Origin of the sequence: Breoghania sp. JC706 (assembly GCF_037026715.1) — a bacterium.
GTDB lineage: Bacteria > Pseudomonadota > Alphaproteobacteria > Rhizobiales > Stappiaceae > Breoghania.
In genome coordinates this window covers 158908-185882 of sequence record NZ_JBANCG010000009.1, presented here as the reverse complement: position 1 = coordinate 185882, position 26975 = coordinate 158908, and the positions used below count along the sequence as shown (strand labels likewise).

The 26975-nt window shown below is 64.6% G+C and carries 22 protein-coding genes; 14 read left to right on the top strand and 8 right to left on the bottom strand.

Translation table 11 applies throughout. From position 1 onward, the window contains the following. Positions 1-9: 9 nt before the first annotated feature. Positions 10-2805 (top strand): preprotein translocase subunit SecA, encoded by a 2796-nt coding sequence (gene secA / locus V2L18_RS19250; RefSeq protein ID WP_336179942.1) that lies wholly within the window; start codon positions 10-12, stop codon positions 2803-2805. Positions 2806-3334: 529 nt separating this feature from the next. Continuing rightward, on the top strand, positions 3335-4072 hold the full coding sequence (locus tag V2L18_RS19245; protein ID WP_336179940.1) for a hypothetical protein: 738 nt from the start codon (positions 3335-3337) through the stop codon (positions 4070-4072). A 13-nt stretch (positions 4073-4085) separates the two neighbouring features. Here V2L18_RS19245 and V2L18_RS19240 read toward each other — a convergent pair whose 3' ends face one another. Then, the gene (locus tag V2L18_RS19240; RefSeq protein WP_336179939.1) at positions 4086-4745 is read right to left on the bottom strand and encodes a hypothetical protein; all 660 of its coding nucleotides are present in this window, start codon (positions 4743-4745) and stop codon (positions 4086-4088) included. 168 nt (positions 4746-4913) lie between these two features. Between V2L18_RS19240 and V2L18_RS19235 the strand changes: the two genes are divergently transcribed. The 3 genes from V2L18_RS19235 to V2L18_RS19225 all read left to right on the top strand — a co-directional run bounded on the left by V2L18_RS19235 (position 4914) and on the right by V2L18_RS19225 (position 7761). Next, the gene (locus tag V2L18_RS19235) at positions 4914-5945 is read left to right on the top strand and encodes a glycosyltransferase family 2 protein (RefSeq protein WP_336179938.1); all 1032 of its coding nucleotides are present in this window, start codon (positions 4914-4916) and stop codon (positions 5943-5945) included. Then, positions 5938-6402, top strand: coding sequence for a GtrA family protein (locus V2L18_RS19230; protein WP_336179937.1), 465 nt, complete (start codon positions 5938-5940; stop codon positions 6400-6402). Before V2L18_RS19235 ends, V2L18_RS19230 begins: the two co-directional genes overlap by 8 nt. Positions 6403-6531: 129 nt before the next feature. Then, positions 6532-7761, top strand: a complete 1230-nt coding sequence (locus V2L18_RS19225) for an adenylate/guanylate cyclase domain-containing protein (protein WP_336179936.1) — start codon at positions 6532-6534, stop codon at positions 7759-7761. A gap of 23 nt (positions 7762-7784) precedes the next feature. On the opposite strand, the gene V2L18_RS19220 is transcribed toward V2L18_RS19225, so the two are convergent. Next, positions 7785-8390, bottom strand: a complete 606-nt coding sequence (locus V2L18_RS19220) for a L,D-transpeptidase (protein WP_336179935.1) — start codon at positions 8388-8390, stop codon at positions 7785-7787. 330 nt (positions 8391-8720) lie between these two features. Between V2L18_RS19220 and V2L18_RS19215 the strand changes: the two genes are divergently transcribed. Then, positions 8721-9506, top strand: coding sequence for an alpha/beta fold hydrolase (locus V2L18_RS19215; RefSeq protein WP_336179934.1), 786 nt, complete (start codon positions 8721-8723; stop codon positions 9504-9506). A gap of 34 nt (positions 9507-9540) precedes the next feature. Here the strand turns inward: V2L18_RS19215 and V2L18_RS19210 are convergent, their stop codons facing one another. Then, positions 9541-10725 carry an FAD-dependent oxidoreductase gene (locus tag V2L18_RS19210; RefSeq protein ID WP_336179933.1) on the bottom strand — a complete coding sequence of 395 codons (1185 nt, stop codon included), beginning with the start codon at positions 10723-10725 and terminating at the stop codon, positions 9541-9543. Between the two features lie 137 nt (positions 10726-10862). Further along, positions 10863-12893: a methyl-accepting chemotaxis protein gene (locus tag V2L18_RS19205; protein ID WP_336179932.1), complete on the bottom strand. Its 2031-nt coding sequence runs from the start codon at positions 12891-12893 to the stop codon at positions 10863-10865. A 278-nt stretch (positions 12894-13171) separates the two neighbouring features. Here V2L18_RS19205 and V2L18_RS19200 point away from each other — a divergent pair, with 278 nt between their 5' ends. After that, the gene (locus V2L18_RS19200) at positions 13172-14068 is read left to right on the top strand and encodes a DMT family transporter (protein WP_336179931.1); all 897 of its coding nucleotides are present in this window, start codon (positions 13172-13174) and stop codon (positions 14066-14068) included. Between the two features lie 43 nt (positions 14069-14111). Here V2L18_RS19200 and V2L18_RS19195 read toward each other — a convergent pair whose 3' ends face one another. Next, on the bottom strand, positions 14112-15983 hold the full coding sequence (locus V2L18_RS19195) for a methyl-accepting chemotaxis protein (RefSeq protein ID WP_336179930.1): 1872 nt from the start codon (positions 15981-15983) through the stop codon (positions 14112-14114). Positions 15984-16038: 55 nt separating this feature from the next. Between V2L18_RS19195 and V2L18_RS19190 the strand changes: the two genes are divergently transcribed. The 3 genes from V2L18_RS19190 to V2L18_RS19180 all read left to right on the top strand — a co-directional run bounded on the left by V2L18_RS19190 (position 16039) and on the right by V2L18_RS19180 (position 18791). Beyond that, the gene (locus V2L18_RS19190) at positions 16039-16512 is read left to right on the top strand and encodes a hypothetical protein (protein WP_336179929.1); all 474 of its coding nucleotides are present in this window, start codon (positions 16039-16041) and stop codon (positions 16510-16512) included. Positions 16513-16562: 50 nt separating this feature from the next. Next, positions 16563-18248 carry an acyl-CoA dehydrogenase family protein gene (locus V2L18_RS19185; protein ID WP_336179928.1) on the top strand — a complete coding sequence of 562 codons (1686 nt, stop codon included), beginning with the start codon at positions 16563-16565 and terminating at the stop codon, positions 18246-18248. 333 nt (positions 18249-18581) lie between these two features. Then, the gene (locus V2L18_RS19180) at positions 18582-18791 is read left to right on the top strand and encodes a cold-shock protein (protein ID WP_336179927.1); all 210 of its coding nucleotides are present in this window, start codon (positions 18582-18584) and stop codon (positions 18789-18791) included. A gap of 83 nt (positions 18792-18874) precedes the next feature. Here the strand turns inward: V2L18_RS19180 and V2L18_RS19175 are convergent, their stop codons facing one another. After that, positions 18875-19342: an Lrp/AsnC family transcriptional regulator gene (locus V2L18_RS19175; protein WP_336179926.1), complete on the bottom strand. Its 468-nt coding sequence runs from the start codon at positions 19340-19342 to the stop codon at positions 18875-18877. Positions 19343-19537: 195 nt separating this feature from the next. Here V2L18_RS19175 and V2L18_RS19170 point away from each other — a divergent pair, with 195 nt between their 5' ends. The 3 genes from V2L18_RS19170 to V2L18_RS19160 all read left to right on the top strand — a co-directional run bounded on the left by V2L18_RS19170 (position 19538) and on the right by V2L18_RS19160 (position 22471). Next, a complete protein-coding gene (locus V2L18_RS19170; RefSeq protein WP_336179925.1) occupies positions 19538-20494 on the top strand; it encodes a mitochondrial fission ELM1 family protein in 957 nt (318 codons plus the stop codon). Between the two features lie 25 nt (positions 20495-20519). Further along, positions 20520-21485, top strand: a complete 966-nt coding sequence (gene trxB, locus V2L18_RS19165; protein ID WP_336179924.1) for a thioredoxin-disulfide reductase — start codon at positions 20520-20522, stop codon at positions 21483-21485. A 95-nt stretch (positions 21486-21580) separates the two neighbouring features. Continuing rightward, positions 21581-22471 (top strand): LysR family transcriptional regulator, encoded by an 891-nt coding sequence (locus tag V2L18_RS19160; RefSeq protein WP_336179923.1) that lies wholly within the window; start codon positions 21581-21583, stop codon positions 22469-22471. A 614-nt stretch (positions 22472-23085) separates the two neighbouring features. Here the strand turns inward: V2L18_RS19160 and V2L18_RS19155 are convergent. Then, positions 23086-25137 carry an elongation factor G gene (locus V2L18_RS19155; protein WP_336179922.1) on the bottom strand — a complete coding sequence of 684 codons (2052 nt, stop codon included), beginning with the start codon at positions 25135-25137 and terminating at the stop codon, positions 23086-23088. 388 nt (positions 25138-25525) lie between these two features. Between V2L18_RS19155 and V2L18_RS19150 the strand changes: the two genes are divergently transcribed. Continuing rightward, positions 25526-25897: a rhodanese-like domain-containing protein gene (locus V2L18_RS19150; RefSeq protein WP_336179921.1), complete on the top strand. Its 372-nt coding sequence runs from the start codon at positions 25526-25528 to the stop codon at positions 25895-25897. 101 nt (positions 25898-25998) lie between these two features. On the opposite strand, the gene V2L18_RS19145 is transcribed toward V2L18_RS19150, so the two are convergent. After that, positions 25999-26745, bottom strand: coding sequence for a hypothetical protein (locus V2L18_RS19145; RefSeq protein ID WP_336179920.1), 747 nt, complete (start codon positions 26743-26745; stop codon positions 25999-26001). Between the last annotated feature and the right edge of the window lie 230 nt (positions 26746-26975).

Sequence of the window (26975 nt, the reverse complement as noted above, 5' to 3'; positions counted from 1 at the left end):
AGGACCATCATGGTCGGCCTCGGTGCTATCGCCCGCAAACTCTTCGGATCCGCGAACGACCGGAAGGTAAAAACGTATCGCGGCAGGGTTGAGGCGATCAATGCGCTCGAGCCGGAAGTCGCTGCCCTTTCCGATGAGGAATTGAGGGCGCGCACGGCCGAGTTCAAGAAGCAGCTTGCCGATGGCGCAAAGCTGGACGACCTTCTGCCCGCGGCCTTCGCGACGGTGCGGGAAGCGGCCAAGCGCGTGCTCGGCCAGCGCCATTTCGACGTCCAGTTGATCGGCGGCATGGTGCTGCACGACAGCGGCATCGCCGAAATGAAGACCGGCGAAGGCAAGACGCTGGTGGCGACGCTTGCCACCTACCTCAACGCGCTGGAGGGCAAGGGCGTCCACGTCGTCACCGTCAACGACTATCTGGCTAGCCGTGATGCCGGCTGGATGGGCCGCATCTACCGGTTCCTCGGCCTCTCCGTCGGCGTGATCGTCCACGGTCTCGACGACCAGCAGCGCGCCGCAGCCTATGCCTGCGACATCACCTACGGCACCAACAACGAGTTCGGCTTCGACTATCTGCGCGACAACATGAAGTATGAGCGCGGATCGATGTGCCAGCGCGGCCACCACTTCGCCATCGTCGACGAGGTGGACAGCATTCTCATCGACGAGGCACGCACGCCGCTGATCATCTCCGGCCCTCTCGAGGACCGTTCCGACTTCTACAACACCATCGACACCTTCGTGCCGCATCTCGTCGACGAGGATTACGAGATCGACGAGAAGCAGCGCACGGCGAGCTTCACCGAAGAGGGCAACGAGAAGCTCGAGAAGCTTCTTTCCGAAGCCGGCCTGCTGAAGGGCGACGGCCTCTATGACGTGGAGAACGTCTCCGTCGTCCACCACCTGCAGCAGGCGCTGAAGGCGCACAAGCTGTTCCAGCGCGACAAGGACTACATTGTCCGCAACGGCGAGGTCGTCATCATCGACGAGTTCACCGGCCGCATGATGCCGGGCCGGCGCTATTCGGAAGGCCTGCACCAGGCGCTGGAGGCGAAGGAACACGTCGCCATCCAGCCGGAGAACCAGACGCTCGCCTCCATCACGTTCCAGAACTACTTCCGCATGTACGACAAGCTGGCCGGCATGACCGGCACGGCGGCGACGGAAGCGGACGAATTCGCCGACATCTACAAGCTGGAAGTGGTCGAGATCCCGACCAACCTGCCGGTCCGTCGTATCGACGATGACGACGAGGTCTACCGGACGGCCGGCGAGAAATACAAGGCGATCGTGGAACTGATCGGCGAGTGCAAGGACCGCGGCCAGCCCGTGCTCGTCGGCACCACCTCGATCGAGAAGTCGGAGCTGATCGCCGACATCCTGAAGAAGAGCGGCTACCGTCAGGCCGACGTCAGCGATGCGCACGCGTTCCGTTCGCTCTACGACGGCGACCAGGGCACCAAGGACGAGCGCGTCTTCGCGGTCCTGAACGCGCGCTACCACGAGCAGGAAGCCGCGATCATTTCGCAGGCTGGCGTGCCGGGCGCCATTACCATCGCCACCAACATGGCCGGCCGCGGCACCGACATCCAGCTCGGCGGCAACGCCGACATGCGCATCCAGCTGGAACTCGGCGAAATGGAGGAAGGCCCCGAACGCGAGGCGAAGGAAGCCGCGATCCACGCCGACATCGAACGGCTTAAGCAGATCGCGCTAGAGGCCGGCGGCCTCTACGTGGTCGCCACCGAGCGCCACGAGAGCCGACGCATCGACAACCAGCTGCGCGGCCGTTCCGGCCGTCAGGGCGACCCCGGCCACACCCGCTTCTTCCTGTCGCTGGAAGACGACCTGATGCGCATCTTCGGGTCGGAGAAGATGGATTCCATGCTGCAGCGCCTGGGTCTCAAGGAGGGCGAGGCGATCGTCCATCCGTGGATCAACAAGGCACTTGAGAAGGCGCAGCAGAAGGTCGAGGCCCGCAACTTCGACGCCCGCAAGAACATCCTCAAGTACGACGACGTGATGAACGACCAGCGCAAGGTCGTCTTCGAGCAGCGGCTTGAACTGATGGATGGCGAGGATCTCGCCGACACCATCGCCGACATGCGCGAGGAGGTCATCGAGGACATCGTCGCCCGCCACATTCCCGAGAAGGCCTATCCCGAGCAGTGGGATACGGATGGCCTGCTGGAAGAGGTGCGCGGCGTCCTCAACATGGACCTGCCGGTCAAGGACTGGGCGGAAGAAGAAGGCATCGCCGACGAGGAAGTGCGCGACCGTCTGAAGCGTGCGGCAGCCGAAGTCATGGCGCGCAAGGTCGGCCAGTACGGTCCCGATATCATGCGCCAGGTCGAAAAGGCGGTGCTGCTGCAGACGCTCGACCAGCTCTGGCGCGAACATCTGGCAACGCTCGATCACCTGCGCTCGGTCATCGGCTTCCGCGGCTACGCCCAGCGCGATCCCTTGCAGGAATACAAGACCGAGGCCTTCACGCTGTTCGAAGCGATGCTCGGCAACCTGCGCCAGATCGTGACCGCCCAGCTCATGCGGGTGGAGCTTGTCCAGCAGCAAGCCCCGGAAATGCCGAGCGATGACGACCTGCCCCCGATGCAGGTCAGCCATGGCGACGAGCCCATCGACGGCTATGCCGATGACGGCAATGTCGCCCTGGCCGCCCGCCCCGGCCGCGCCACGGCCGCCGAACGCGACCCGAACGATCCTGCGACATGGGGCAAGGTCGGTCGCAACGAGCTGTGCCCCTGCGGCTCCGGCAAGAAATACAAGCACTGCCACGGCGCGCTGTGAACCTTTCGCTCCGGGCGGCGGACAATCCCCCAGTCGGCGGAAGCACGCTCCGGATCGAAACCGGCCGTTAGTGGGAAATTGAGCTCGCAGATCGAGCCGTTTGTCTCAATGTAACTGCACTTTGTTCGCGCGGCCCGTAAATCGGGGCGCGCGAATTTCGTTTCCGGTCACAAATTTCCCACTTTCAGAAGTCGTGCGCAGTCTTCCCCCGCAACATTCCACACTCCGGCAGCAGCCGACTTGACATGGCATCGCATCGCCTTCATGTCTCAATGTATCTCAAGCTCCGGCCTGCTCGTCCGGCGATTGGATGACTGCGGCCTGGCACCTCCCTTGATCGCGTGACTGATCGATCTCTGGTTGGATTGCGGTTCCTGCAGGAGGGATCGCGTGCAAACGCCTCAGATCCCAGGAAGCCACCGAGCACCAGAATCGGCTCGAGCGACTTCTTTCCGATCAGATTGGTTCAATCCGATCGGAATGTGCCCTGGACGTCATAAAAACTATTTGTCCCGGAGTTGTGCCAGTCATGTCCCGGAAGAAGCCCTTCCTCATTCGGCGTCTCAAGAAGGCGGTTGCTCCGATTCTGGAGCGTCACGACCTCAAGGTCGTGCCCTCCACCCGTCTTGTCGATTTCTACCTCTACGAATACGAAAGCTACGAACAGTACCGGGACGTTCAGACCTTCTATAACAAGCAGAAGATCAAGAACGTCTGGGCCGACGAGAAGACCTTGCGCCTGATAGGGGAGAAACTTGCCGCCCGCAAGCCGGGAGAAAAGCTGAAGGGACTATGCCACGGCAGCCGCAACGGCTTCGAACAGTCATGCTTCATCAAGGCTTTCGGATTCGATGTCATCGGAACCGACATTTCCGATACCGCGACCCAGTTTGACAACAGCGTGCAATGGGACTTCCACGATCGCAACGAGGAGTGGGTGGCTGCGTTCGATTTCGTCTATACGAATTCGCACGATCAAAGCTGGAACCCCCGTCAGGCATTTGCCACGTGGCTAGATCAACTGAAGGATGATGGTCTTCTGGTTATCGAGCATACCAATTCCCATGGCCCCTCCGAAGCGTCCCAAATGGATCCTTTCGGCGTGCGGCCAACGGTCTTTCCCTATGTCATGTGCGAGTGGTTCGGCCATTCGATTTCCATCGAGGTCCTCAAGACCAGGAAGGAAAACGTGGATCTCGACGCCTGGCTCTTCTTCATCGCAAAAACGCCGCTTGCGCGAATGGCACTGGATACGGCAAACGCTTGAGCGGAAGGCCGCTTCACGCGGCCGCCTCTATCCGCGCGAAGACGTCGGCGTATAGCCCTTTCGCGCCTCGGAACTTGTCCGAACGCGGCAGCTCCATCAGCATCACGTCTTCGTCGTGCCATAACTCCTCATCCACATCCTGAGAGCGACCGACGAAGACAAAACGCGGATCGTCGAACACATTGCGTGCGGCCGTGCGAATGGCGTCGCGACGGGCCCGCGTCAATCGGAAGTCGTCCCAGCCGAGCCGGGTATTGTCCTCCACCTCCTGGCGAAGGTTCGGCTGGATGTTCGACCACAGGAGCCAGACCGGGCCTTCCACGGTGAAGGTACCCTCGCTCAGATGCGCCATCTTTTCCGCAAAGCGCGAGAACGGAGCATCCTGTGGCCCCAAGAGCCCTCCCGCATCCTCGTGCCAGTGATAGAAACCGTCGAAGTTTCGGTTGCGCAGGTGCGTGCCGTCCAGTTCGAACTGGCTCCTGTCGCCGAACAGGGCACCAAGCGTGCCCGCCTTTGCGTGTTCGAGGACTTCAACAGTGCTGCGCGGCGTGGCAATGGTCCACTGGAACAGGGAGCCGCGACAGCGTTCCTTGCCGAAGCTGAACTCGATCTGGAACTGGTTGATGCAGCTGCATCCGATCGGAATGATCGCCTTGTCGTCGAGAAGTATCATGCCGTTCGTCTGCCTGATTTGAGCCGCCCGCCGCTGGGCCTTGAACCATAGGGCGGCCAAGCCATGTGACAAGCGCGGCAATCCGGTCTAAGCAACGGGCGATGCTGGCGCCGGGGCCGCGCGAGCGCGCGGACGCAAGCCATAACCGGGACGAAATCAGGTCGAGCCATGTCGGATCCCATCCAGCCCTATATCGCGCGCCGAAGGGCCGCACGTCCGGCGAGCCCGCTGGTCAGCCTGATTGTGCCCGTCTTCAACGAGGAAGAGGTGATCGACCAGTTCCTCGCCGCCGTCACCGGCATCATGCGCCAAGCCGGCATCGTGCACGAATTCGTCTTCGTCGATGACGGCAGCCGTGATGCCACGGCGGCGATCCTGAGCGCCCGCCTGGAAGCGGGCCTGCCCGGGCGCCTCGTCGGCCTGTCGCGCAATTTCGGCAAGGAAGCGGCGCTGACGGCCGGGATCGAGCACGCCCGCGGAGACGTCGCCGTCGTGCTCGATGCCGACCTCCAGGACCCACCCGAACTGGTGCCGCAGATGCTGGAGGGCTGGCGCGCCGGCTATGACGTTGTCTACGGCCTGCGCGTCGACAGAACCAGCGACACCGCCGTCAAGCGCGGTTCGGCTTCCGCCTTCTATCGCCTCTTCAACAGGCTCTCCAACATCGACCTGCCGCACAATGCCGGCGATTTCCGGCTCATCGACCGGGCCGTCATCGAGGCGCTGAAGGAGCTGCCGGAGCGCAACCGCTTCATGAAGGGCCTGTTTGCCTGGGTCGGCTTTTCCGCCATGGCTCTGCCCTACGAGCGGCCCGCGCGCGCGGCCGGCACGACCAAGTGGAACTACTGGAAGCTGTGGAACTTCGCGCTCGACGGCCTGACCGGTTTCTCCACCGTTCCCTTGCGGGTGTGGACCTATTGCGGGGCCGGGGTGGCCGCGCTCGCCTTCGCCTATGCGCTCTTTCTGGTGTTGCGCACGATGGTCTTCGGCATCGACATGCCGGGCTACGCCTCCATCATGACGGCCATCCTGTTCTTCTCCGGCATCCAGCTTCTCTCAATCGGCATCGTCGGCGAATACGTCGCCCGTCTCTTCAACGAGACCAAGCAGCGGCCGATCTATCTGGTGCGTGACGTGATCGCGGGTCCGGCGACGGATCCGGAGGCTCCCCTCGCGAACCGGCACGACGACAATGACTGAGCGCCCGTTCTGGATCAGCCGCGCGGTGGGCGAGATCCTCGCCGCATCGCGTTTCGGCATTGTTGGGCTGACGGCGACCGGCGTTCATGCCGGCGTTGCCCTCGCGCTTGCGACGCCCGGCATCCTGCCGCCGCTCATCGCCAACGCAATCGCTTTTCTGACCGCGTTTCTGGTCTCCTTCGCCGGCCACCATTTCTGGAGCTTTCCGCAAGAGGACAAGGCGCAAGCGCGCTGGAAGGCGCGCCTGCCGCGTTTTTTCCTCATCGCCCTGCTCGGCTTTGCCGCCAATTCCGGAGCGCTTGCAGGCTGGCTCGCCTTCACCAACTGGCCGCAATCTCTCGGCATCCTGCTGGCCATCGTGCTGGTCCCTGCGGTAACCTTTCTGGGCTCCAGGCTCTGGGCCTTTGCGGACACGCGGATCGCGCCCCCCGGGCAGAGCGATCACGACTGCGTGTAAGTACTCTTGTCTCCAACGGCCGGCGGACCGATCTAATGTGCGCCCGCTCAGCATACGCCCCGCGTCCACCACCCTTTCAGCCGGGCACCCGTCACACCTCGTTGCCCGAGACCCGACCGGATCGATCGCATGTCCCACGACGCCCTGATCACATCGCTGGAAGATTGGCTCGTGGATCAGGCCCTTTCTTCCCCGAACATCGTTCAGATGTACCGCGAGGTCTGCGAGGCCCTGTTCTCCATTGGCGTGCCGGTGGCCCGTTCCATGCTCTCCTGGCCGACGCTCCATCCGCTCATCGAGGTGGAGGCGGCGATCTGGAAGAAGGGGCAGAACGTCGTTCTCGAACAGTTCGCCCATCGCGAGCAGCGGACGGACGAGTGGAACCACAGCCCGTTCAAGCATCTCGTTGAGTCCGGTTCGGACGTGTTGCGCCGCCGGCTGGCCGGCCCGACCGCCGTCGTCGACTTCCCCCTGCTCCAGGACATGGCCGCCGCGGGCTATACCGACTACCTGGCCATGATCACCCGGTTCGATACCGCCACCTCGCTTTCCAACGGCAAGAACTCGGGCATCATCATCAGCTGGGCCTCGGACCGCGCCGGCGGCTTCACCGATTCGGACATCCTCGCGCTGCGGCGCATCCAGCGCGGCTTCGCCGTCGCCTGCCGAACAGCCATTCAGGCCAATATCGCCACCAACATCACCGAGACCTATCTCGGCCGGCATGCCGGGCGCGAAGTGCTCGCCGGCAACATCCGCCGAGGCGACGGGGCGACCACCCGCGCGGTGATCCTCTATTCGGACCTGCGCGAATCCTCGACGCTCGCCGAAGCGCTGTCCGGCGACGAATATCTCGCCCTGCTCAACGACTATTTCGACTGCACCGCAGGCAGCGCCATCGATGCGGGCGGCGAGGTTCTGGATTTCATCGGAGATGCGGTTCTGGCGATTTTCCCGCTGGCCGAGAACGAGGACAGCGCCGTCGCGATCCGCGCCGCCAGCGAAGCCGTCAGCTGCGCCCTCTCCCGTCGCATCGCAGTCAACGCGCGACGTCGCAAGAACCACCAGCACGAGATTCAGTTCGGACTGTCGGCGTCGCTCGGCGAGGTGATGTTCGGGAACATCGGCGTGCCGTCACGCCTGTCGTTCTCGGTCGTCGGTCCGGCTGTCAACACAGCCGCGCGCATCGAGAAACTGACGAAGGAGCTGCACGAGAGCGCACTTGCAACCGATGCCGTCGCCCGATCCTGCAGCGACAGCTGGGAAAGCATTGGTCCCCACCGGCTGAAGGGCATGGAGCACCCGGTGGAGCTCTATCGCTGGCGCGACGACGAGATGGCCCGCGCCGCGGTCGCCTGACCGCAGCGCGAAACCCTTCGATATCAGCGCACGACGACCGGCGCGCCGACCGCAACCCTATCGTAAAGGTCGATCACATCCTCGTTGAACATGCGGATGCAGCCGGAGGACACCTGGTAGCCGATGCTCCAGTCCTCGTTCGTGCCGTGGATGCGATAGAGCGTGTGGCCGAGATAGAGCGCGCGCGCGCCAAGCGGATTGTCCTCACCGCCCGGCATGTAGGCCGGGATCTTGCGGCCGGCCTTCGCCTCGCGCACGCGCATCTCCGCCGGCGGCGTCCAGCCCGGCCACTTGGCCTTGCGGGTGATCTTCTCGCGCCCCTGCCAGGTGAAGCCCTCACGCCCCACACCGATGCCGTAGAGCATCGCGCGGCCCTTGGGCAGCACGTAGGTCAGCGTGCGCTCCCCGGTATCGATGATGATCGTGCCGGGCTCCTCGCTCCCCGTGTAGCGAACCTCGCGGCGCTTGTACTTGCGCTTGGCGATCGCCGCCGCCATGTCACGGGTGAGCTGCACCTTGATCCATGACCGGGAGACGGGATCGAAGACCCGCTCCTGGGCTTGGACGGGCATCAGAAAGGACAGCGAGATCGCAGCCACGGCGGCGAACAGAAACGTCAAACGTCGCATTCAGACAACTCCGGTCGGTCGAACGTCGGGATAAAGGCTCATGCCGGCATCTGCCGGCTGCTCCATCAGGAGCGAAAAGACAGGGACGACCGCCGGCTCGCACGCACCAATGCCGCGAATCGCTCCTGACGCTGACCATAATTGGCAATGCTCCGATTGTATGTGATCGCGGACACACAGTTTCCCGCTATTTCTCGTGTATTCGGCATCGATCCGCATCGGCCACGGCACGGCCGTTGCCGCCTGTCACATTTCGGGCTTTGATGCGCGCTCGACCCGCCAATCATCCGTTCAACCGCCATCCCGCCGAGAAACCAACCGGAGACATCGATGACCGACCAGACCCGCCTGCTGCCCGTTGAGGAGTTCGGTGCCGAGAAAACGGGCGCGCCCGTCGTCCTGCTGCACGGGTTCGGCGGGGATGCGATGAGCTGGGCCAACATCCAGACCGCACTCGCCCGCCATGTGCGCTCTCTCGCCATGGACCTTCCCGGTCACGGCCAGGCGATCGGCTGGCCCGAGATCGGCCATGCCGGCCTTTCGGCAAAGGCGGCGACCCGGACACTCGACGGACTGGGCCTTGAGCGGATCCATCTGGTCGGCCATTCGATGGGCGGGGCCATCGCGACGCTGATCGCCCTGCGCGCGCCCGAACGCATCGCCAGCCTGACCCTTCTGGCACCCGGCGGCTTCGGCGAGGAAATCAACCACCGCCTGCTGCGCCGCTACGCCAGCGCCCGCGAAGAGGAACAGATCCAGCTGCTGCTGGAACAGTTCTTCGGCTGGGAGAACCCGGTGCCGCGCAAGCTTGCCGCCCATATCGCGGAAGCGCGGAAGGCACCCGGCGCCATCGAGGCGCTGGAGACGATTGTCGATGCGATCATCGACGGCGAGCGTCAGAAGACCCTGCCGCGAGACAAGCTGGGCGAGCTCGCCTGCCCGGTGAAGGTGATCTGGGGCACGCAGGACCGCGTTCTGCCGACCCGCCAGGCCCATCGCATGCCGGGGCCTGTGGCGGTCCACGTGTTCGAGCGGACCGGTCACATGCTGCAGATGGAAATTCCGCGCGAGTGCACCCGGCTGATCCTGGAAAACGTTCGCGCCGGCGAGCGGTAGCCCTCCGCGACCATCGTGGTTTCCGCGCTCGTTCTCAGCCGGCCGGCAGAAGATCCTCGCGCCAGACCTCGCCCATGGATCTGCGTGCCATCATGTGCGAGCGCGGGTGGTTGACCGAATCGACCGCCAGCAGTCGCTCGCCACGCAGATAGGCGATGTAGAACGACCCGCCCGCCGGATCGCCGACGCGCTTCGTTTCCTCGTGCATCTGCGAAAGCCCGGCGATCTGCAGCTTGACCTCGTACTGGTCTGACCAGAACCACGGCACCGGATCGTAGGTCCGCTCGTGCCCGAGAATGGCGCTGGCCGCGGCCTTGGCCTGATCGATGGCGTTCTGCACGCTTTCAAGCCGTATGGTGCGGCCGTAGCGGGCGGATGGAAAGCGCGTGCAGTCGCCGGCCGCAAAGATCGCCGGATCGGACGTGCGGCACGAGGCATCGACCGAAATGCCGTCGTCAACGGCGAGCCCGGCGGCCTCGGCGAGCTCGGTGTTCGGCACCGCGCCGACGGCGACGAGAACCAGGTCGCAATCGATCCGCTCGCCCGAGGTGAGCCGCACCGCTTCCACCTGTCCGTCGCCCTCCACGGCCGCAGCCGAGACGCCAAAGCGCAGCACGACGCCGCGCGAGAGGTGAAGCTGCGCATAGAAGTCCGAGAGTTCCGGCGCGACGACCCGATTGAGCACGCGGCCCTGGCTCTCCAGCACCATCACCTCGTGGCCAAGCCCGCGCGCGACAGCCGCCACCTCCAGCCCGATATAGCCGCCGCCGACAATGACGATCCGGCGCGGCACCGCCATCAGCGCGCGCAGCGCATCGACATCGGCGAGGGTCCTCAACGGAAGCACGCCCGGCAGGTCGAAGCCTGGCAGCGGCAACGCGCGGGGCCGCGTTCCCGTGGCCAGCAGCAGCGTGTCGTAGCCGATCTCGCGCCCGTCAGAGCACACGACACAGCCGCCCTCACGATCGATCGCGGAAACACGGGCCCCCGTCTTCAGATCGATGCCGTTTGCCTCGTAGAATTCCGTCGGCCGCAGCCATAGCCGCTCGGCCTCGAATTCGCCGGAGAGATACTTCTTGGAAAGCGGCGGGCGCTGATAGGGCGGATGGGCCTCATCGCCAAGCATGACGACATCGCCTTCATATCCGCCCTGGCGCAGGCTGTGCGCGGCCTGCGCGCCCGCCTGCCCTGCCCCCACGATCACGCAAGTCTCGCTCATCGTTCTCCGTCCGGCTCCCGCGTTTCGCCCTGTCGTCTTGTCGGAACGGTTCTAACACACACCGGCGCGATATCGCGACAGGGCTTGCGACAGGCTTGGGCAGCGCCGTATCGGTCATGCACCCGGGAAACAGCGGATTACAGCGCGCGCAGCTCGGTGAGGAAGTCCTTCATCTCGTCTTCGACGCGGGAGGCTTCCTCCAGCATGATCGCGGCGAGCCTGTCGACGGCTGCACCGGTCTCCGCCGCCTGCCCCCGCGCCTTACGGATGATCGCCGCCGCCTTGTCTCCGTCGCTGCCAAGACCCGACGCCTCGTCGAGGCGGACCGTCAGCGCCGCGATCCGGTCCTCCTGCCGCTGCAGCGTCTCGCGAACGCCGGAAGCGACCCCGTCAACGGTGTCGATCACGCCGGCAACCTGGGAGAAGGCGGCAACCGCGTCGTCGGTCGCGGCCCGGATGGCTTCGATCTCGGCCTCGATGTCCTGCGTTGCCTGTGCGGTCTGAGCGGCAAGCTGCTTGACCTCCTGCGCGACGACCGCAAAGCTCTTGCCGGCTGCACCGGCGCGCGCCGCCTCGATGGTCGCGTTCAGTGCCAGCAGGTTGGTACGATCAGCCACGGCGCGGATCGCCTCCAGCATGTTGCCGATACGCTCCGCCGATCCGGTCAGCCTTTGCATCACCACGTCGCCGCGGCCCGACCGGCCACGCGCCTCGCGGGTCACAGCGTCGGTACGCTCCGCCAACGCCCCGAAGGAGGCGAGCGAGCCGGCCAGCTCGTCGCGCTCGCTCCGCGCCGCCTCAAGCGCGGCAAGAATGGCCTCGTGGTTGGCGCCGCTCCTGTCGGCCGCTCCAAGGACGTTCTTGGAGGTGATCGCGACCGCCTCCACCGCTTCGTTCATGGCGCCCGCCGCCGTCTTCAGGCTGGCGATGGCGAACGAAACCGTTTCCTCAAGGTGATGCGACAGGTCCTCAATGCGAGCGTTGCGGGCCTTCCAGGCCTCACCCGCCTTCAGAACCTCCGCAAGCGCCTCGGCGCGCTGATCCGGCTCACGCCGGGCATCGGCATGCCGGATCTCCGATGGCGACGCCTCCGGCTCTGTCCGTCCGGCCTCTGCTTCGGGCGTCGAAGCCGGCTGGGACACGACCGCGAGGTCATCGGAGCGGACGGGCCCCGCTTCCGCATCGCTTCTCGCCCCGGGGCCCCGGCCAAAGCCGAAGGCAGCGAGCGCACACAGGCCGAGCCCGACGGCGAGCAATATCGACGGCCGTGCGAGGTCATCGAACCGTCCGCCTGTAACCTCGAACCCGGAGGGCGAACGCGTCCGCTCGAGCGCCGCGCTCAGATCCTGCACCAGCGCGCCGAGCCCTGCCTCGACCTCCCGGGTGGCGGCGCTGCGCTGGAGCACGGCCTCCACATAGGCAACGAATGCATCCCGATAGCCCGACAAAAGTCCGGCAAGCCGAGCCTCCCGCTTGGCCGAAAGACGCACCGCGCGCAGCTTGTCGACGAGCGCATCCAGTTCGCCGCGATAGCCCGACGGGTCGGCCGATCCGGCGGTCACGAGAAAAACCGTCTCGACCCGTCGCGCCTCGTCGAAAGCCGCGGCCACTTTCTTCAGCGCTGCCGGCGTGCGCCGAACGGCAACTTCCGTCGCAAACGCCTGCGCCACGGCATCGCCCGCCTCCTTCAGCCGTCCGAGCAGACCACTTGCCAGATCGCCGCCGATCGCCTCCTGGCTCTGCCGCACCGTTTCGAGCTGATTGCGCAACCGGTCGAGTTCGCCAATGACATCCTGCGCCGTCCCGGCTCGCGCAGCGCGCGCTCCGTCGGGGCCTCCGAGCGGTCCCAGCGCGTTGAGCCGATCCCGCAGCCTCCGCTCCGCGGCATTCACCGCAGCGATGGGCTCGCGGGAGGGATTTGCCAGATACCGGCTCGTGACGTCGCGAAAATCGCGCAGCGAGATCAGCGTGTCTCCGAGATCGAGCCTTGCTGCAGCATGCGCGCGGACATCGGCGGCACGTTTCGCCTGTCCGGCATGAACCAACCACAGGGAGGCGGCCGCGAAGACGGCGCCGAGGCACAACAGCGCCAGGCGGAAAACGAACCGGTTGCCCACCCGCTTGCCGTCCTCGCCGCTGCCCGCAGCTTCTGCGCAAGTTTCAGCCATGTGCCTTCCGCGGCTCATCCGCACCGCTCGCCCCGCCATCGACGGCGCGCCCGTGATCCAAGTGTCCGTTGTCGCCGATTAACCTTGCGATTTGGTTTCGCCCTGCCCGCAAAGCCCGAGCGGCATCCGCGCCTTTCGGTTGCGACGCGCGGTCATTCCGCTAAGGTAGCGAACGCACCTGCGGTGCGCGTCGGCGGCAGTTTTCCCGGTCCTCTCCATTTCTCGCACCATGCGCTTGCGGGCATTCTCGCCTGTCCGCCCTCTTTCCGGATCAACCCATGTCCCTGCTTCTTCGCGCCGTGCCGGTGATTTTCGTGCTGCTCTGGTCGACCGGCTTCATCGGATCGCGTATGGGAGCGCCCTACGCCGAGCCGCTGACCTTCCTGGTCCTGCGCTATGTCGCGGTGCTGGCGATCCTCGCCCTTTCGATGCTCGCCGTCCCGCCCCGCAGGCGGTTGACGATGCACGAGCGCGGCCATGCGATCGTGGTCGGGATTCTCATTCACGGCATCTATCTTGGCGGGGTCTTCTGGGCGATCGACAACGGCATGCCCGCGGGCGTGGCGGCACTCATCGTCGGCCTTCAGCCGCTCGTCACGGCCCTTTTCGCCGGCATGCTGCTCGGCGAACGCATCGACACCCGCTACTGGATCGGCATGGCGATCGGGCTCGTCGGCGTGGGGCTGGTGCTCGGCCCCAAGGCCGGAGTCGCAGGGCAGGGGATCCGGCCGGAGACGGTCGGCATGTGCCTGCTGGCCGTGCTCGGCATCGCCTTCGGCACGATCTACCAGAAGCGCTTCGCCCAGCACATGGAAATGCGCGGCGGGGTCTTCTACCAATATGCTGGCGCCCTGAGCGTGACTGCCCTCCTCGCCCTGTTCACTGAAACGGGCGAGGTGCAATGGACAGGCGAATTCGTCTTCGCCCTGTTCTGGCTCGTCGTCGTGCTGTCGCTGGGCGCGATCTCGCTGCTGATGCTTCTGATCCGCAAGGGCGAGGTCTCGCGCGTGGCGGGCCTGTTCTACCTCGTTCCCGCCGCAACCGCCGTGGAAGGCTATTTCCTCTTCGGCGAAGCTCTGGCCCCCATCCAGATCCTCGGCATGGTCATCGCCATCGGCGGCGTGGCCCTCGTCTCGCGCCCCTCCACCGGCCGGATCAGGACGCAAGCCGGCTGACGCAGCGCGGGGCCCTCCCGATTACGCCTGCGGGCAGGCCCCCTCATGCCGCGCGAACGCCGTCCAGGAACAGTTCCACCTCGCGCCGGATCGTCTCCACCTGTTCGGCAAGCCGCTGCGAGAGATCCTCCACGCTGCGCCCGGTGCGCCGGGCATGCTCGGTCGCCGCCCCGACGCTGCCCATCGCATCCGCGCCTTCCTGCGATCTGGTGGAAGCCCCGTCGATGTTATGGGAGATCGCATCCACCGACGCGCTCTGCTCAGCGACGGAGGCCGCCACCGTCTCCGCAATGGCGTGCATGTCGTCGATGATCTGGCGGATGTCGGAAATCGAGCTCGTCGCATCGGACGAAATGGCCTGGATGGACTCGATCTGGGTCGCGATTTCCTCCGTCGCCTTCGAGGTCTGCGTCGCCAGCTCCTTCACCTCCGCCGCAACGACCGCGAACCCGCGCCCGGCCTCGCCGGCCCGCGCCGCCTCGATGGTGGCATTGAGCGCCAGCATGTTGGTCTGGTCGGCGATGTCGCGGATCAGGTGCATCACCTGACCGATGCGGTCGGCGGTGCGGGCGAGCGTCGCCATGGTGGCGGATGTCTCCCCGGCGCCCGTCATGGCCTTGCGCGCGATCTCGCGGGACTTGTCCGCCTGTTCCGCGATTTGCCCGATGGAGGATGCCATTTCGCGCGTCGCCTGCGCCGCGCTGCCGACATTGTCCGTGGCGATGGAGACCGAATCGCCGGCTCTGCGCGCCTCCTCGGTCACGTTGTCGGAGGCTTCCTCCACCGCTTTTGCGGCACCCCGCAGATCCTGCGATGCACTGTTGAGACCGGCAAGCACGCCGGCGACCGTGTCCTCGAACGAACCGATGAGACCCGCAATGCGCCCGGCGCGGACGTTGCGCGCCTCCTCCTCGTTCGCCTGTTCCGCCCGCAGCCGCTCGCGCTCCACGGCATTGTCGCGGAAGACCATCAGCGTCCTGGCCATCGCCGACATCTCGTCGCGCCCGCCGGTTCCGGGAATATCGACGTCGTTCTCGCCGTCAGCAAGCCGCTCCATCACCTTTCGGAAGCCGACGAGCTGTCCGGTGATCGAGGATGCAATTACCAGCCCGAGTAAAGTGGCGACGATGATGGAGGCGCCGATCATCACGGTGACGATGGCCAATGTGTAGGTTCGCACCTGCGCCAGCCGCGCCACCGCCTCCGTCCGCCCTTCTTCCGCGACCGCCTTCAGCGCATCGAGGCGCGGCGGCAGCAGCGAGAAGAGCGTCTCCATCAACTCGACCGTCTTGGCACGCTCGGCGACCAGACCTGTGTATGCATCGAAGCCCTTGCGATAGGTCGCCATGTCGCCGGAAAGCTCGCCGCGCACGTCTTCGGGAATCTTGGCCTTCTTCAGCCGCCGGTCGAAGCGGGCGTAGGCAACCTCGAATGCCCCTTCCGCGACATCGGTGGGATTGAGCAGAAAGGCCTTCTCGTTGCGCGAGACCTCGACGATGGCGCGGGCGAGCTTGTCGTAATCGGCCCCGCCGCCGAACCGGGCCTCCTTGACGAGCCGCCGCTCTACCCGGGCGGAGGTTTCCGAAAGCTCGCCCAGAAGCCCCGTCTCGGGATCGAACCCGATGCCGGACTGCACCGCGTGCAGCGTCTCGAAAGTATCGTGAATGCTGTCGAGCGTGTCGATCACTTCCGCAAGGCTCGCGCGATAGGGCGCGGCAACATCCATCGAGGCGATGGTCCTGCCGTGCTCGCGGACGCCGGCTTCAAGGGCGAGAAGCGACGTCATCGCCTCCTGCGATGGCTTGTGCAGATAGCCCTGCTCCGCGCCGTGCAGCCACTGGGCCGCGGCGGACATGTCCCGCGCTTCCGCAGCCAGCGAGGCAAAGGCGACTTCGTCCGCGCTCGCCTCAGCCACCTGCGACTGGCTCCACCAATAGACGCCAGCGACACAAAGCAGACTAGCGGATGAGATGACGACAAGGCTGAACACCCGCGCCTTGAGAGAGAGACCAGAGAGAAAAATCGAATTTCTTCTAGAAAACAGTCGCATTGCACACGTCCCGGACGGCGGTGGAATCGGGAACCGCGCCGGCGGATCGCATCAGATCGAAACAGCCGGCGACGGAGAACGGGAAGTGACGCGCAGCGTAGAACCGAGAGGTTTACGAAGGGATAAGAAGGGCAACCAAGCCGTTGATATGACGGGTCTATTTTATAAGCATCGATACCCTTTGAAATATATACATGGATATTTCTTGCAATATCAATCGGATAAGAACAAAGCCATCACTCCAGGTGTAATCGCGATGCTGCCACACCGGGCACAACTCGCCATGCACTGCGAAGGGCATGCCCATATCGAAGGCATTTTTGACCTCTCGATTGAGGCGCGGGGGCGCCGTCCAGACAGACTCGACAAAAGGATAGTTTGCAGCGCAACATAACCTTTCGTAACAAGCAACCAATACGAAGAACCATACGTGGGGGATCCGACATGACACTCGCCGCGCCGTCTCCGGCCGCAGCCACCTCCGATCTCGTCGACCTTGCCGGACCGGCGCTTGCCGCCGTCGATACGCTGGTGGCGGAAGCCGCGGCGGGCGTGCGCGAGCGAGTGGTCGTCGACAGTCGGATCGACGCCGGGCGGATGGACCTGGAACAACGCGCCGCACATGGACTGGCATGGCTTGCGACCTACGCGCAGGCGCTACGCCAAGTGGCAGACTACGCCTCTCGCATGAGTGCGGAAGGCCGCTACGGCCGGATCGAGGATCAGCTCGCCCGCATGGCGTTTGCCGAATATCTGGCACAGATCTTCGGCGGCATTCCCATGAGCCAGGGTGAGATTGTCCGTCTTTCCGACATGGGCGTGCGCGCTGAGTCGATCGCGCGGGCACGCACGCCCGAGGTCGAGACCCTGATCGCCACCGGCAACACGGCCGAGACCCGCGCCCATCTGGTCGAGCTAATGGTGCAGCAGCAGGGCTCCGCCACCGTCGGCGATGCCGGGCTTGACGAGACCTACGAACAGATCCGCAACGAGATGCGCCGCTTCGGCGAGGCGGAGGTCGTGCCCCGCGCCCACGAGTGGCATCTCGCCAACGAGTACATCCCGCTCGAGGTCATCGCCCACATGGCCGAGCTCGGCGTCTTCGGCCTGACCATTCCGGAGGAATACGGCGGACTGGGGCTCGGCAAGGAATCCATGTGCGTCGTCTCCGAGGAGCTTTCGCGCGCCTATATCGGCGTCGGTTCGCTCGGCACTCGTTCCGAAATCGCCGCGGAATTGATCCTGTGCGGCGGTACGGAGGAACAGAAGGCGAAATGGCTGCCGAAAATCGCCTCCGGCGAGGTGCTACCGACCGCCGTCTTCACCGAACCCAACACCGGCTCCGACCTCGCCTCGCTGAGGACGCGGGCGGTCAGGGACGGCGACGTGTGGAAGGTCCACGGCAACAAGACCTGGATCACGCATCCCGTGCGCGCCGATCTGATGACCCTTCTGGCGCGCACCAACCCGGAAGAGCCCGGCTATCGCGGCCTGTCGATGTTTCTTGCCGAAAAGCCGCGCGGCGACGATGCCGACCCGTTCCCGGCCGAGGGCATGACCGGCGGCGAGATCGAGGTCATCGGCTATCGCGGGATGAAGGAATACGAGATCGCCTTCGACGGCTTCGAGGTGAAGGCGGAAAATCTGCTGGGTCAGGTCGAGGGGCAGGGTTTCAAGCAGCTGATGCAGACTTTCGAGGGCGCCCGCATCCAGACCGCGGCCCGTGCCATCGGCGTTGCCCAGTCGGCGCTGGAACTCGGCCTTCGCTATGCCCAGGAACGCATCCAGTTCGCCCGGCCGCTGATCAAGTTTCCGCGTGTTTCCGACAAGCTGGCGATGATGGCCTGCGAGATCCTGATCGCCCGCCAGCTCACCTACCATTCGGCCCGTGAGAAGGATCAGGGCCGACGTTGCGACCTGGAAGCCGGCATGGCCAAGTTGCTCGCGGCCCGCGTCGCCTGGGCCGCGGCCGACAATGCGGTCCAGATCCACGGCGGCAACGGCTTTGCGCAGGAATACCCGATCTCCCGCGTGCTGTGCGATGCCCGCATCCTCAACATCTTCGAGGGTGCGGCGGAGATCCAGGCGCAGGTTATCGCCCGCCGGGTTCTGGAGACGGCGGGCATCTAGATCCCCTTGCGTCAACTTTTGTCGCTTTGGTCCGAAACCGTGCGGAGGGCACCCCTGCCCCCGCCAACTCCATTGTATTTATGATTTTTTTCTAACCTGGCTTCCGAAAATAGAGTTTTCTTCACGAGAATTTTTACAAAATCTTCGCGCGCCTTCGTCGCTTGGGACTTGATTTATCCGCAATCTGGCTCTATGTCGCCAAGACCAGTTATTTCGCTCTTCTAAGATACTGCCTGTCCGACAAAGGTCGCAGTTTCGGGACGATATCGATAACTGCGTTAAGCCGCTGCAATCTCGCACTGCGGTAAATGATGAGATGATGGAGACAGGTAGATGGCTACCGGCACCGTGAAATTCTTCAACACCACCAAGGGCTATGGCTTCATTTCGCCGGACGCTGGCGGCAAGGACGTTTTCGTCCACATTTCCGCGGTGGAACGCGCTGGTCTGCATGGCCTTGCCGAGAACCAGAAGGTTGAGTTCGAGCTCGAGACGGGCCGCGACGGCCGCACCTCGGCCGGCTCGCTGCGCGCGCTCGACTAATCGAGCCCACAGCTTACGAGTTTCGAAGCCCGCCGGGTCCGCCCGGCGGGCTTTTTCGTTTGCGGAGCATTCCCGCAGAAAAATCAGTCCAGCGCGACGAGCGGCTCGTCCTTGGTCCGGCGGATTGTGAGCGCCGTGCGCACGCTGTCCACGTTCGCCGCCGCGGTCAGGTCGGAAATGATGAAGTTCTGAAAGGTCTGCAGGTCCGGCGCCACGCATTTCAGCAAGAAATCCACCTCGCCCGACAGCATGTAGGCCTCACGCACCAGCGGCCAGTTGCGGGTCGCACGCTCGAAAGCCTGAAGATCGCTTTCGGCCTGGGAATGCAGCCCCACCATCGCGAAGGCGGTGACATCGAGCCCAAGCTGCTTCTCGTCAACGAGCGTGCGATAGCCGCGGATGATTCCCGCTTCCTCCAGCGCCCGAACCCGGCGTAGACAGGGCGGGGCGGAAATGCCGACGCGACGCGCCAGCTCCACGTTGGTCATGCGGCCGTCGTCCTGAAGCTCTTTCAGGATCTTCCAGTCGATAGCGTCCAGTCGAGCTTTCACTCTTGAACCCCCGATTGCCTCATTGGGCCGGCCGTGGCAGGACAGGAAGGCCCAATGCGCAGATGTATGTTTTTTGCGCAGTTTTGTAACCATATAACAATATCGCGCACGATTCGGAAAGAATATGAGAGGTTATCCCCCGTGCCGGCCCCTGTGACAGAAAGCAGCGCACCCGTTCCGATCAGGTCCGCGTGGGTGCTGAGCGACGGCAAGGCCGGCGACGAAAACCAGTGTGCCGCCGTGGTCGAGGCGCTCGATTGCCCTTACGAGAGGCGCCACGTCGCCCCCCGCCCGCCCTTCGTCTGGGCGATGCCGTGGGGCCCGATCGACCCGCGCGAACGCCCATCGCGTCCTCAAAGCCCGATCCGCCCGCCCTATCCGGATCTCGTCATCGCCTCCGGCCGCAGGGCCGTGCCCTATCTCAGATACGTCGCGCACGCCTCCGGCGGTCGGACCATGACCGCCTTTCTGAAGGATCCGCTGACGGGCCCTGGCACGGCGGATTTCATCTGGGTACCGGAACACGACAGGCTGCGCGGCGAGAACGTGCTGGCAACCCCCACCCCTCCACACCGGTTCTCCAAGGTGCTTCTGAGCCATCTGCGGGTCATGCCGCCGGCGGACGTGGCGCATCTCGCCTCTCCCCGGGTCGCCGTGCTTATCGGCGGCGACAGCCGCCATCATCGCTTCACGCCCTACGACGTGGAGGCGCTCGGCCACCGGCTGGAGCATCTGGCCGAGACCACGCATCTGATGGTGACCCTATCGCGGCGCACGCCCGACCTGCTAGCCGACCGGATTTCCCGCCTTCTGAAGATCGGCGGACCTCATCTGCTGTGGGACGGCACGGGCGAAAATCCGCTCGCCGCCTACCTCGCGTGTGCCGACGCGGTGGTGGTGACGGCCGATTCGACCAATATGGTGGGGGAAGCGGCTGCGACCGGTCGCCCCGTGCTCGTTTACGAGCCGAGCGGCGGACACGAGAAAATCCGCAAGTTTCTTGATAATATGTCGGCATTGGGGATTACTCGCCCCTTTGCCGGGCGGCTTGAAACCTATAGGTACGAGCCACTAGATTCCACACCTGTCATTGCTGCGGCGATCCTCGCCCGCTGGCAGGCCCGACATGCCGGCAAGTCCGGCGAAAGCTGAGCCCCTTAGAGACCGGACGATGCCCATGACCGCGACACACACCAAGCTTCTCATCATCGGTTCCGGTCCTGCCGGCTACACCGCGGCGATCTACGCGGCGCGCGCCATGGTGGAACCGACGCTCATCGCCGGCCTGCAGCCGGGCGGCCAGCTCACCATCACCACCGAGGTGGAGAACTATCCCGGCTTCGCCAATCCCATCCAGGGTCCCTGGCTTATGGAGCAGATGCAGAAGCAGGCGGAGAACGTCGGCACCAAGATCGTCTGGGACCTGATCGTGGAAGCCGATCTCGCGGCCACCCCGAAGCGGCTCGTCGCCGACAGCGGCACGGTCTACACCGCCGACGCGGTGATCATCGCCACCGGCGCCCAGGCGAAATGGCTGGGCCTGCCCTCGGAGCAGACCTACATGGGCGCCGGCGTCTCGGCCTGCGCCACCTGCGACGGCTTCTTCTACCGTGGCCGCAAGGTGATCGTTGTCGGCGGCGGCAACTCGGCCGTGGAGGAGGCGCTTTATCTGGCCAACATCGCCGAGGAAGTGACCGTGGTGCACCGCCGCGACGAGTTCCGCGCGGAAAAGATCCTGCAGCAGCGGCTTTTCGCCCACCCGAAGATCACGGTCGTGTGGAACCACGCGCTTGACGAGATCCTCGGCGGCGGCACCCCGCCGGCCGTCACCGGCGCCCGGCTCAAGAACACACGGACCGGCGAAACCATGGAGCTGGCGGCCGACGGCGTTTTCATCGCCATCGGCCATGCGCCGGCCATCGACCTGTTCAAGGAGCAGATCAAGCTGAAGCCGACCGGCTACATCTGGACCGAGGCCGACAGCACCAAGACATCCCTTCCCGGCGTCTTTGCCGCCGGCGACGTTACCGACGAAATCTACCGCCAGGCCGTCACCGCGGCCGGCATGGGCTGCATGGCCGCACTCGAAGCGGAAAAATATCTGGCAGAATTGGAAGTCACCGCGGAAGAGGCGGCCGAATAGGCGGACGTCGCAACGCCCTGTAAACATGCGCGGCAAGGGAGCATCGCCTCCCCTGCCGAGTACGCAGACAGGACGCGCCGGAAGAGGGGCTGGAAATGGATTGGGACAAACTGCGGATCTTTCACGCCGCGGCACAAGCGGGCAGCTTCACCCATGCGGGCGACATGCTGCACATGAGCCAGTCGGCCGTGTCCCGCCAGGTTTCCGCCCTCGAACAGGAACTGCACGTCTCGCTGTTCCACCGCCACGCCCGCGGTCTGCTGCTGACCGAGCAGGGCGAGATGCTTTATCGCACCGCCCAGGACGTGCTGCGCAAGCTGGAGGCCGTCCAGTCGCGGCTGACCGACACCAAGGGCAAGCCGTCGGGCCTGCTGCGCATCACCACCACCGTCGGCCTCGGCTCCACGTGGCTCACCTCCCGGCTCAACGATTTCGTCGATCTCTACCCGGACGTGAATCTCGAACTGCTGCTGACCGATGACGAGCTCGACCTCTCCATGCGCGAGGCCGATGTCGCCATCCGTCTGCGCCAGCCCGTGCAGCCGGACCTGATCCAGCGCAAGCTCTTCACCGTCCACTTCCATCTCTACGCCTCGCCCACCTACCTCAAGCGCTTCGGCAGCCCGGTCACGGAACGCGATCTCGACAATCACCGCCTGATCAGCTTCGGCGAAAAGGCACCGCTCTATCTGCGCGAGATGAACTGGCTGGAGACGGCCGGCATGCCGGAAGGACAGAAGCGGCGGGCGACGCTCAGGGTCAACAACGTGGTGGCGATCAAGCGGGCGGTACAGCGCGGCATCGGCATCGCCCTGCTGCCGGACTATCTGATCGATCCCGAATCAGGCCTGGTGCAGCTTATCGCCGGCGCGGACGTGCCGAGCTTCGACACATATTTCGTTTATCCATCGGAATTGAAGAACACGGCACGCATTACCGCCTTCCGAGACTTCCTTCTCTCCAACGCCGAACACTGGACTTACTGAGGGGCCGCCTCCGGTCTGCGGCTCGGATGGCGACTTTATGACATCGCCATGCGGTGCACGCATATCAGAATTGCGCCGTTGATAGTTGTTTGGGCAGCCTGTGCTGCGCATATAGGCAGTGTCTGATGGTTCTGGGCCGTCGCAACCTCCTCCCTGCGACGCGCCGATTTCAGCCATCTGTTCCCTCTGGAAGGTGAATGTCCACGAGTTTCTCGTGGTCAGAACTGCCGGGCTCTTCGCGAGCCCGGCTTCTTTTCTTTCAGGGCCGGCTTCTCCCCAAAATCCGCAAAACAGCCGACAGTAATCGCCGAACGCAGGACCGGCGAACGCGTGAAGCCGCCAACCGACCGGCTCAATTCGTATATTCAGACATATTTGGCCAAACGATCAAATTTTGGCCGGCGCACATTTTTTGAGCAAAACATCTCAGCTCAAGCCATGCACCCGACGAATGACTTCGACCCGTTATGCGGCCGACCCGTGGCCGCACCCCGCATCGCCCCAAATCGCCGGCATCGTGGCGCATGCCCTTGTGACGGCAATGCGGGCGGCGAGGCCGCCCGCATTGCTCCTTTTCCCGCGCCGATATGCTGGCCCGCGTCGCCCCCAGACCCTCAGGCCGCCTGACGGCCGTGCCGTTGCAGCACCTGCTCCGCGAGCTTGCCGGTCAGTTCCGAAAGATGATCGAACCGGGCCGTGAAGTTGCCCACGCCCGCCGTGGCCGAGCGCATTTCCACGATCAGATCCAGGATTTCGGCCGCCGGCATGGTTGCCTTCACCTGGTCCCAGCCCGGCCAGTCCGGTCGGGCGTCGAAGCCGAGGATCTGTCCGCGCCGTCCGGCGACCATGGCGTTGATCTTCGCCGTCGCCTCGCTGGGGCAATTGAGCACGACCTGCATGATCGGCTCCAGCAGAACCGGCTTGCAGGCGTCCATGCCTTCACGCATGCCGACCTGGGCCGCCGCCTTGAAGGCCTGATCCGAGCTGTCGACGCTGTGATACGACCCGTCCGTCAAAGTCACGGCGATGTCGACAACAGGGAACCCGAGCGGTCCCTGCCGCAGATAATCCTTCACCCCGGCCTCCACCGACGGGATGTACTGCTTGGGCACGACGCCGCCGGTGATCGTGTCGGAGAAGACGATGCCCTCGCCGCGCGGCAGCGGCGCGATCGTCAGCACCACGTCGCCGAACTGGCCATGGCCGCCGGACTGCTTCTTGTGCCGCCCGCGCACGCTGGTGCTGGCGCGGATCGTTTCCTTGTAGGGAATGTGCGGCTGCCCGGTCTGGACCTGAATGCCGTACTTGCCGGTCAACCGCTCCAGTGCGACGCGCAGGTGCATCTCGCCCTGCCCGCGCAGCAGCGTTTCGGCCGTATCCTGCACCTGCTCCACGATCAGCGAGGGATCCTCCTCCACGATCCGCGACAGGGCGGCTGACAGCTTCACCTCGTCCTTGCGGTCGCCCGGCTTGACGGCAAACGCCATCACCGGCTCGGGCGGTTCCAGCATCGTGAGATTGGCGGCCGGCGCGCCGTCGAGCTTCAGCGTGTCACCCGTCTGGGCCGTCTCAAGCTTGCCGAGCGCCACTGTCTCGCCGCGGCCCGCCGGCCCGCGCTTGCTCGCCTGGGTGCCCACGACTTTCAGCACGCCGGAAACCCGGCTCTCCGCACCGTCGGACCGCATCAGCACAGCACCGTCGCCGATCGTGCCTTCCAGCACCCGCACGATCGAGAGCTTGCCGGCATGCGGCGTATGCAGCGTCTTCAGCACCTGCACGACGGATCCGGTATTCTCCGCAAGCCCGAGCCGCACGCAGGTGTCGTCGATAGCCGGCGCTTCATGCCGCAAGGCCTTCATCAGGCGCAGGATCCCGTTGCCATGCTCCGCCGACCCCATGAACACCGGACAGATGAGACCATCCCGCGTTTCCTTGACCAGATCGGTGAAGACGCGGTCCGCCTCGGGCTGGATGTCCTCCAGCAGCTGCTCCATCAGCGCGTCGTCGTAGTCCGCGATCGCCTCCAGCATTTCAAAGCGCGCTTCCAGTTCCCGCTCGCGCTCGTCAGCAGGGAAATCGATCACCTCGCTTTCCGCCTGTTCCTGGTAGATGTGCGCGCGCTCCAGCGCGAGATCGATGAAGCCGGCGACTCGACCGTCCTTGCGGATGGGGATCTGTCGCAGCACCATCGGCACCGCGGATGCCGGTTGCAACATGGTAAGGATGTCGTGGACCCGCCCGTCCACCTTGTCGATCTTGTTGAGGAACAGCATGTGCGGGACGCCGCGTTCCTCAAGTTGCTTGAGAATGAGCTGAAGCGCGGGAACCTTCTTCTCGTCGGCCTCCGCCACCACCACGGCCGCATCGACGCCGGCCAGCACGCCCTGCGTCTCAAACAGGAATTCCACCGAGCCCGGGCAATCGATGAAGGTGTAGGCATCCCCCATGAAGGTGGTTTCGGCGATATTCGCCTCCACGCTCATCGCATGGGCCCGCGCCTCGGGCGAGGCGTCGCCCACCGTGTTGCCCTGGGAGACCGTTCCCTGTCGCTGGATGGCCCCCGTGCGCGCCAGTATCGCTTCCAGAAGCGAGGTCTTGCCGCTTGCGAACGGACCGACCAGCGCAATGCACCGGGGCCCGGCTACTCTGCCGTTGGCGTCTCCCATGATGGTCTCTCCTTCTGTTCTCGGGTGCGAGAAAGGCGATGGACGCTGCGGAGAGCTCATGTCCCGAGTCGATTGTTCCCTATTTGTTCGTAAGCGTCCATCCTCCGCGATAGGGGAAACCGGGGCTATGTGCACCGGCCCGAACCCATCGTCTCAGCCAAGCTTTCGATGCGCAAGGGAATCCGATGTCGCGGCGCGGAAACCGCGAGCGTTTTTCCGGCCGCTGCTTTTCCGGGTTGCGGGAAAGTGCTAACCCTTGAGCGAAATATTCCAGACCCGGAATATGGGCGGCAGCAGACACACGCGTCTGCGCAGCCTTCGCATACCGGGCTCCCGTGGCGGCGCGACCGTCTTGTCGGGAGATTACCAACCAACGGAGCATTTCGTGATGAAGACGGAAACTGTCAGCGGCGTGGAATTGCAGGTCCTCACGCCCGAAGAGGTGAAGGAGCGCCTCGATCGCGACGAGATCGTTCTGATCGACGTGCGCACGCCGGCCGAATACTCCTTCGAGCACATTGCCGGTGCGATGCTGTTCCCGATGTCGTCGTTCGATCCGGGCAAGCTGCCGGTGCAGACCGGCAAGCCGATCGTCTTCCACTGCGGCTCCGGCATCCGCTCCAAGGCCATCGCCGACCGTTGCGCGCAAGCCGGAATCGCGCCGCTGGCCCATATGGGCGGCGGCTTCAACGCCTGGAAGGCGGCGAAGCTCCCCTATTCCGCCATCGATCCGGCCACCGGAGCCGTGGTCCCGAGATAGCGCCGCCGGCCCCGGCAACCATTCTCTCGGACGACAAAAGGCCGGGCAATCGCCCGGCCTCGCTGCAGTATTATGCTGTGTCCCGCGATGGGACCGCCCCCCTAATATAGGCACCCCCAAGACGTCTTAACCGAGCCCGGAGGGCAGACAAACCCGTCCGATTCAGGCTCTTTCTTTTCCTGCAGACGGTCAAGCGCCTGGCCGAGAGCGCGCAGACCGAGATCGCCCGGATCGTCCTCGCGGTGACGACGGATCAGCGACTTGGTCCCCCCACCCAGATAGAACCGCACGCCGCCCATCACGCTCCATGCGTCATCCTCGCCGACCAGACCGTCGGCAAACAGGCTGGTATTGCGCGCAAAGGCAAAGTCGGGCTGCCATTCCGCACCCATCGAGGCGAAATTGTCGCCGGTGACATTGAGGTAGCCGGCATAAAGACGCAGATCGTCGATCGGATAGAAGGCCGCCGTGACGGCGCCGAAGAGGTCGGTATCGCCATAGCCGTAATCGACGCCCGCAAGCCCCTCCAGAGACAGGCGCCCGAAATAGACTTCGCTTTCCGCCGCCACGATGCCCAGGTTGACATCGCGATCGCCGTCGAAGCCCGAATAGGAGGCATAGACGCCAAGAAGGCCGGCGGCCGGATCACGCCAGAATGCGTGCGCGCCGACGCCATAGCTGCCATCGCCATCGGTGGACGCGACCGATCCGTCGAGCTGCAGGCCGAAGGAATGGCCCAGCGGCGTTACGAAGGAACCGAAGATCGTTCCCGCCCCGGCATCGTTGACAGCTCCGAAGCTGGCGGCGATCTTGCCGTTCACGCCGGAAACCGCAGGTGCCCCAGACAATCCAGGCGCTTCGAAACCGGCGGCGCTGGCCGAGCCCGCAATAGCGGACGTTGCAACCCCGCACAGGGCTGTGGCGAAAAGGATACGAAGACACGCAGACATAAATCGAGCCCCTCACTTCATGAGCCCGATCTCATGCCATGCAAGGCAATCGATTTAAATCGCTAATATGACTTCAGACGTCACAACGCCCGCGTGTGTGGCACAATTACAAATAAGCCACCGAATTC

What these genes read in the sequence shown, in the direction of transcription:
- secA (WP_336179942.1), top strand. Translation starts at nt 10, where the DNA reads ATGGTCGGCCTCGGTGCTATCGCCCGCAAACTCTTCGGATCCGCGAAC.
- V2L18_RS19245 (WP_336179940.1), top strand. Translation starts at nt 3,335, where the DNA reads ATGTCCCGGAAGAAGCCCTTCCTCATTCGGCGTCTCAAGAAGGCGGTT.
- V2L18_RS19240 (WP_336179939.1), bottom strand. Translation starts at nt 4,745, where the DNA reads ATGATACTTCTCGACGACAAGGCGATCATTCCGATCGGATGCAGCTGC.
- V2L18_RS19235 (WP_336179938.1), top strand. Translation starts at nt 4,914, where the DNA reads ATGTCGGATCCCATCCAGCCCTATATCGCGCGCCGAAGGGCCGCACGT.
- V2L18_RS19230 (WP_336179937.1), top strand. Translation starts at nt 5,938, where the DNA reads ATGACTGAGCGCCCGTTCTGGATCAGCCGCGCGGTGGGCGAGATCCTC.
- V2L18_RS19225 (WP_336179936.1), top strand. Translation starts at nt 6,532, where the DNA reads ATGTCCCACGACGCCCTGATCACATCGCTGGAAGATTGGCTCGTGGAT.
- V2L18_RS19220 (WP_336179935.1), bottom strand. Translation starts at nt 8,390, where the DNA reads ATGCGACGTTTGACGTTTCTGTTCGCCGCCGTGGCTGCGATCTCGCTG.
- V2L18_RS19215 (WP_336179934.1), top strand. Translation starts at nt 8,721, where the DNA reads ATGACCGACCAGACCCGCCTGCTGCCCGTTGAGGAGTTCGGTGCCGAG.
- V2L18_RS19210 (WP_336179933.1), bottom strand. Translation starts at nt 10,725, where the DNA reads ATGAGCGAGACTTGCGTGATCGTGGGGGCAGGGCAGGCGGGCGCGCAG.
- V2L18_RS19205 (WP_336179932.1), bottom strand. Translation starts at nt 12,893, where the DNA reads ATGGCTGAAACTTGCGCAGAAGCTGCGGGCAGCGGCGAGGACGGCAAG.
- V2L18_RS19200 (WP_336179931.1), top strand. Translation starts at nt 13,172, where the DNA reads ATGTCCCTGCTTCTTCGCGCCGTGCCGGTGATTTTCGTGCTGCTCTGG.
- V2L18_RS19190 (WP_336179929.1), top strand. Translation starts at nt 16,039, where the DNA reads ATGACGACAAGGCTGAACACCCGCGCCTTGAGAGAGAGACCAGAGAGA.
- V2L18_RS19185 (WP_336179928.1), top strand. Translation starts at nt 16,563, where the DNA reads ATGACACTCGCCGCGCCGTCTCCGGCCGCAGCCACCTCCGATCTCGTC.
- V2L18_RS19180 (WP_336179927.1), top strand. Translation starts at nt 18,582, where the DNA reads ATGGCTACCGGCACCGTGAAATTCTTCAACACCACCAAGGGCTATGGC.
- trxB (WP_336179924.1), top strand. Translation starts at nt 20,520, where the DNA reads ATGACCGCGACACACACCAAGCTTCTCATCATCGGTTCCGGTCCTGCC.
- V2L18_RS19160 (WP_336179923.1), top strand. Translation starts at nt 21,581, where the DNA reads ATGGATTGGGACAAACTGCGGATCTTTCACGCCGCGGCACAAGCGGGC.
- V2L18_RS19155 (WP_336179922.1), bottom strand. Translation starts at nt 25,137, where the DNA reads ATGGGAGACGCCAACGGCAGAGTAGCCGGGCCCCGGTGCATTGCGCTG.
- V2L18_RS19150 (WP_336179921.1), top strand. Translation starts at nt 25,526, where the DNA reads ATGAAGACGGAAACTGTCAGCGGCGTGGAATTGCAGGTCCTCACGCCC.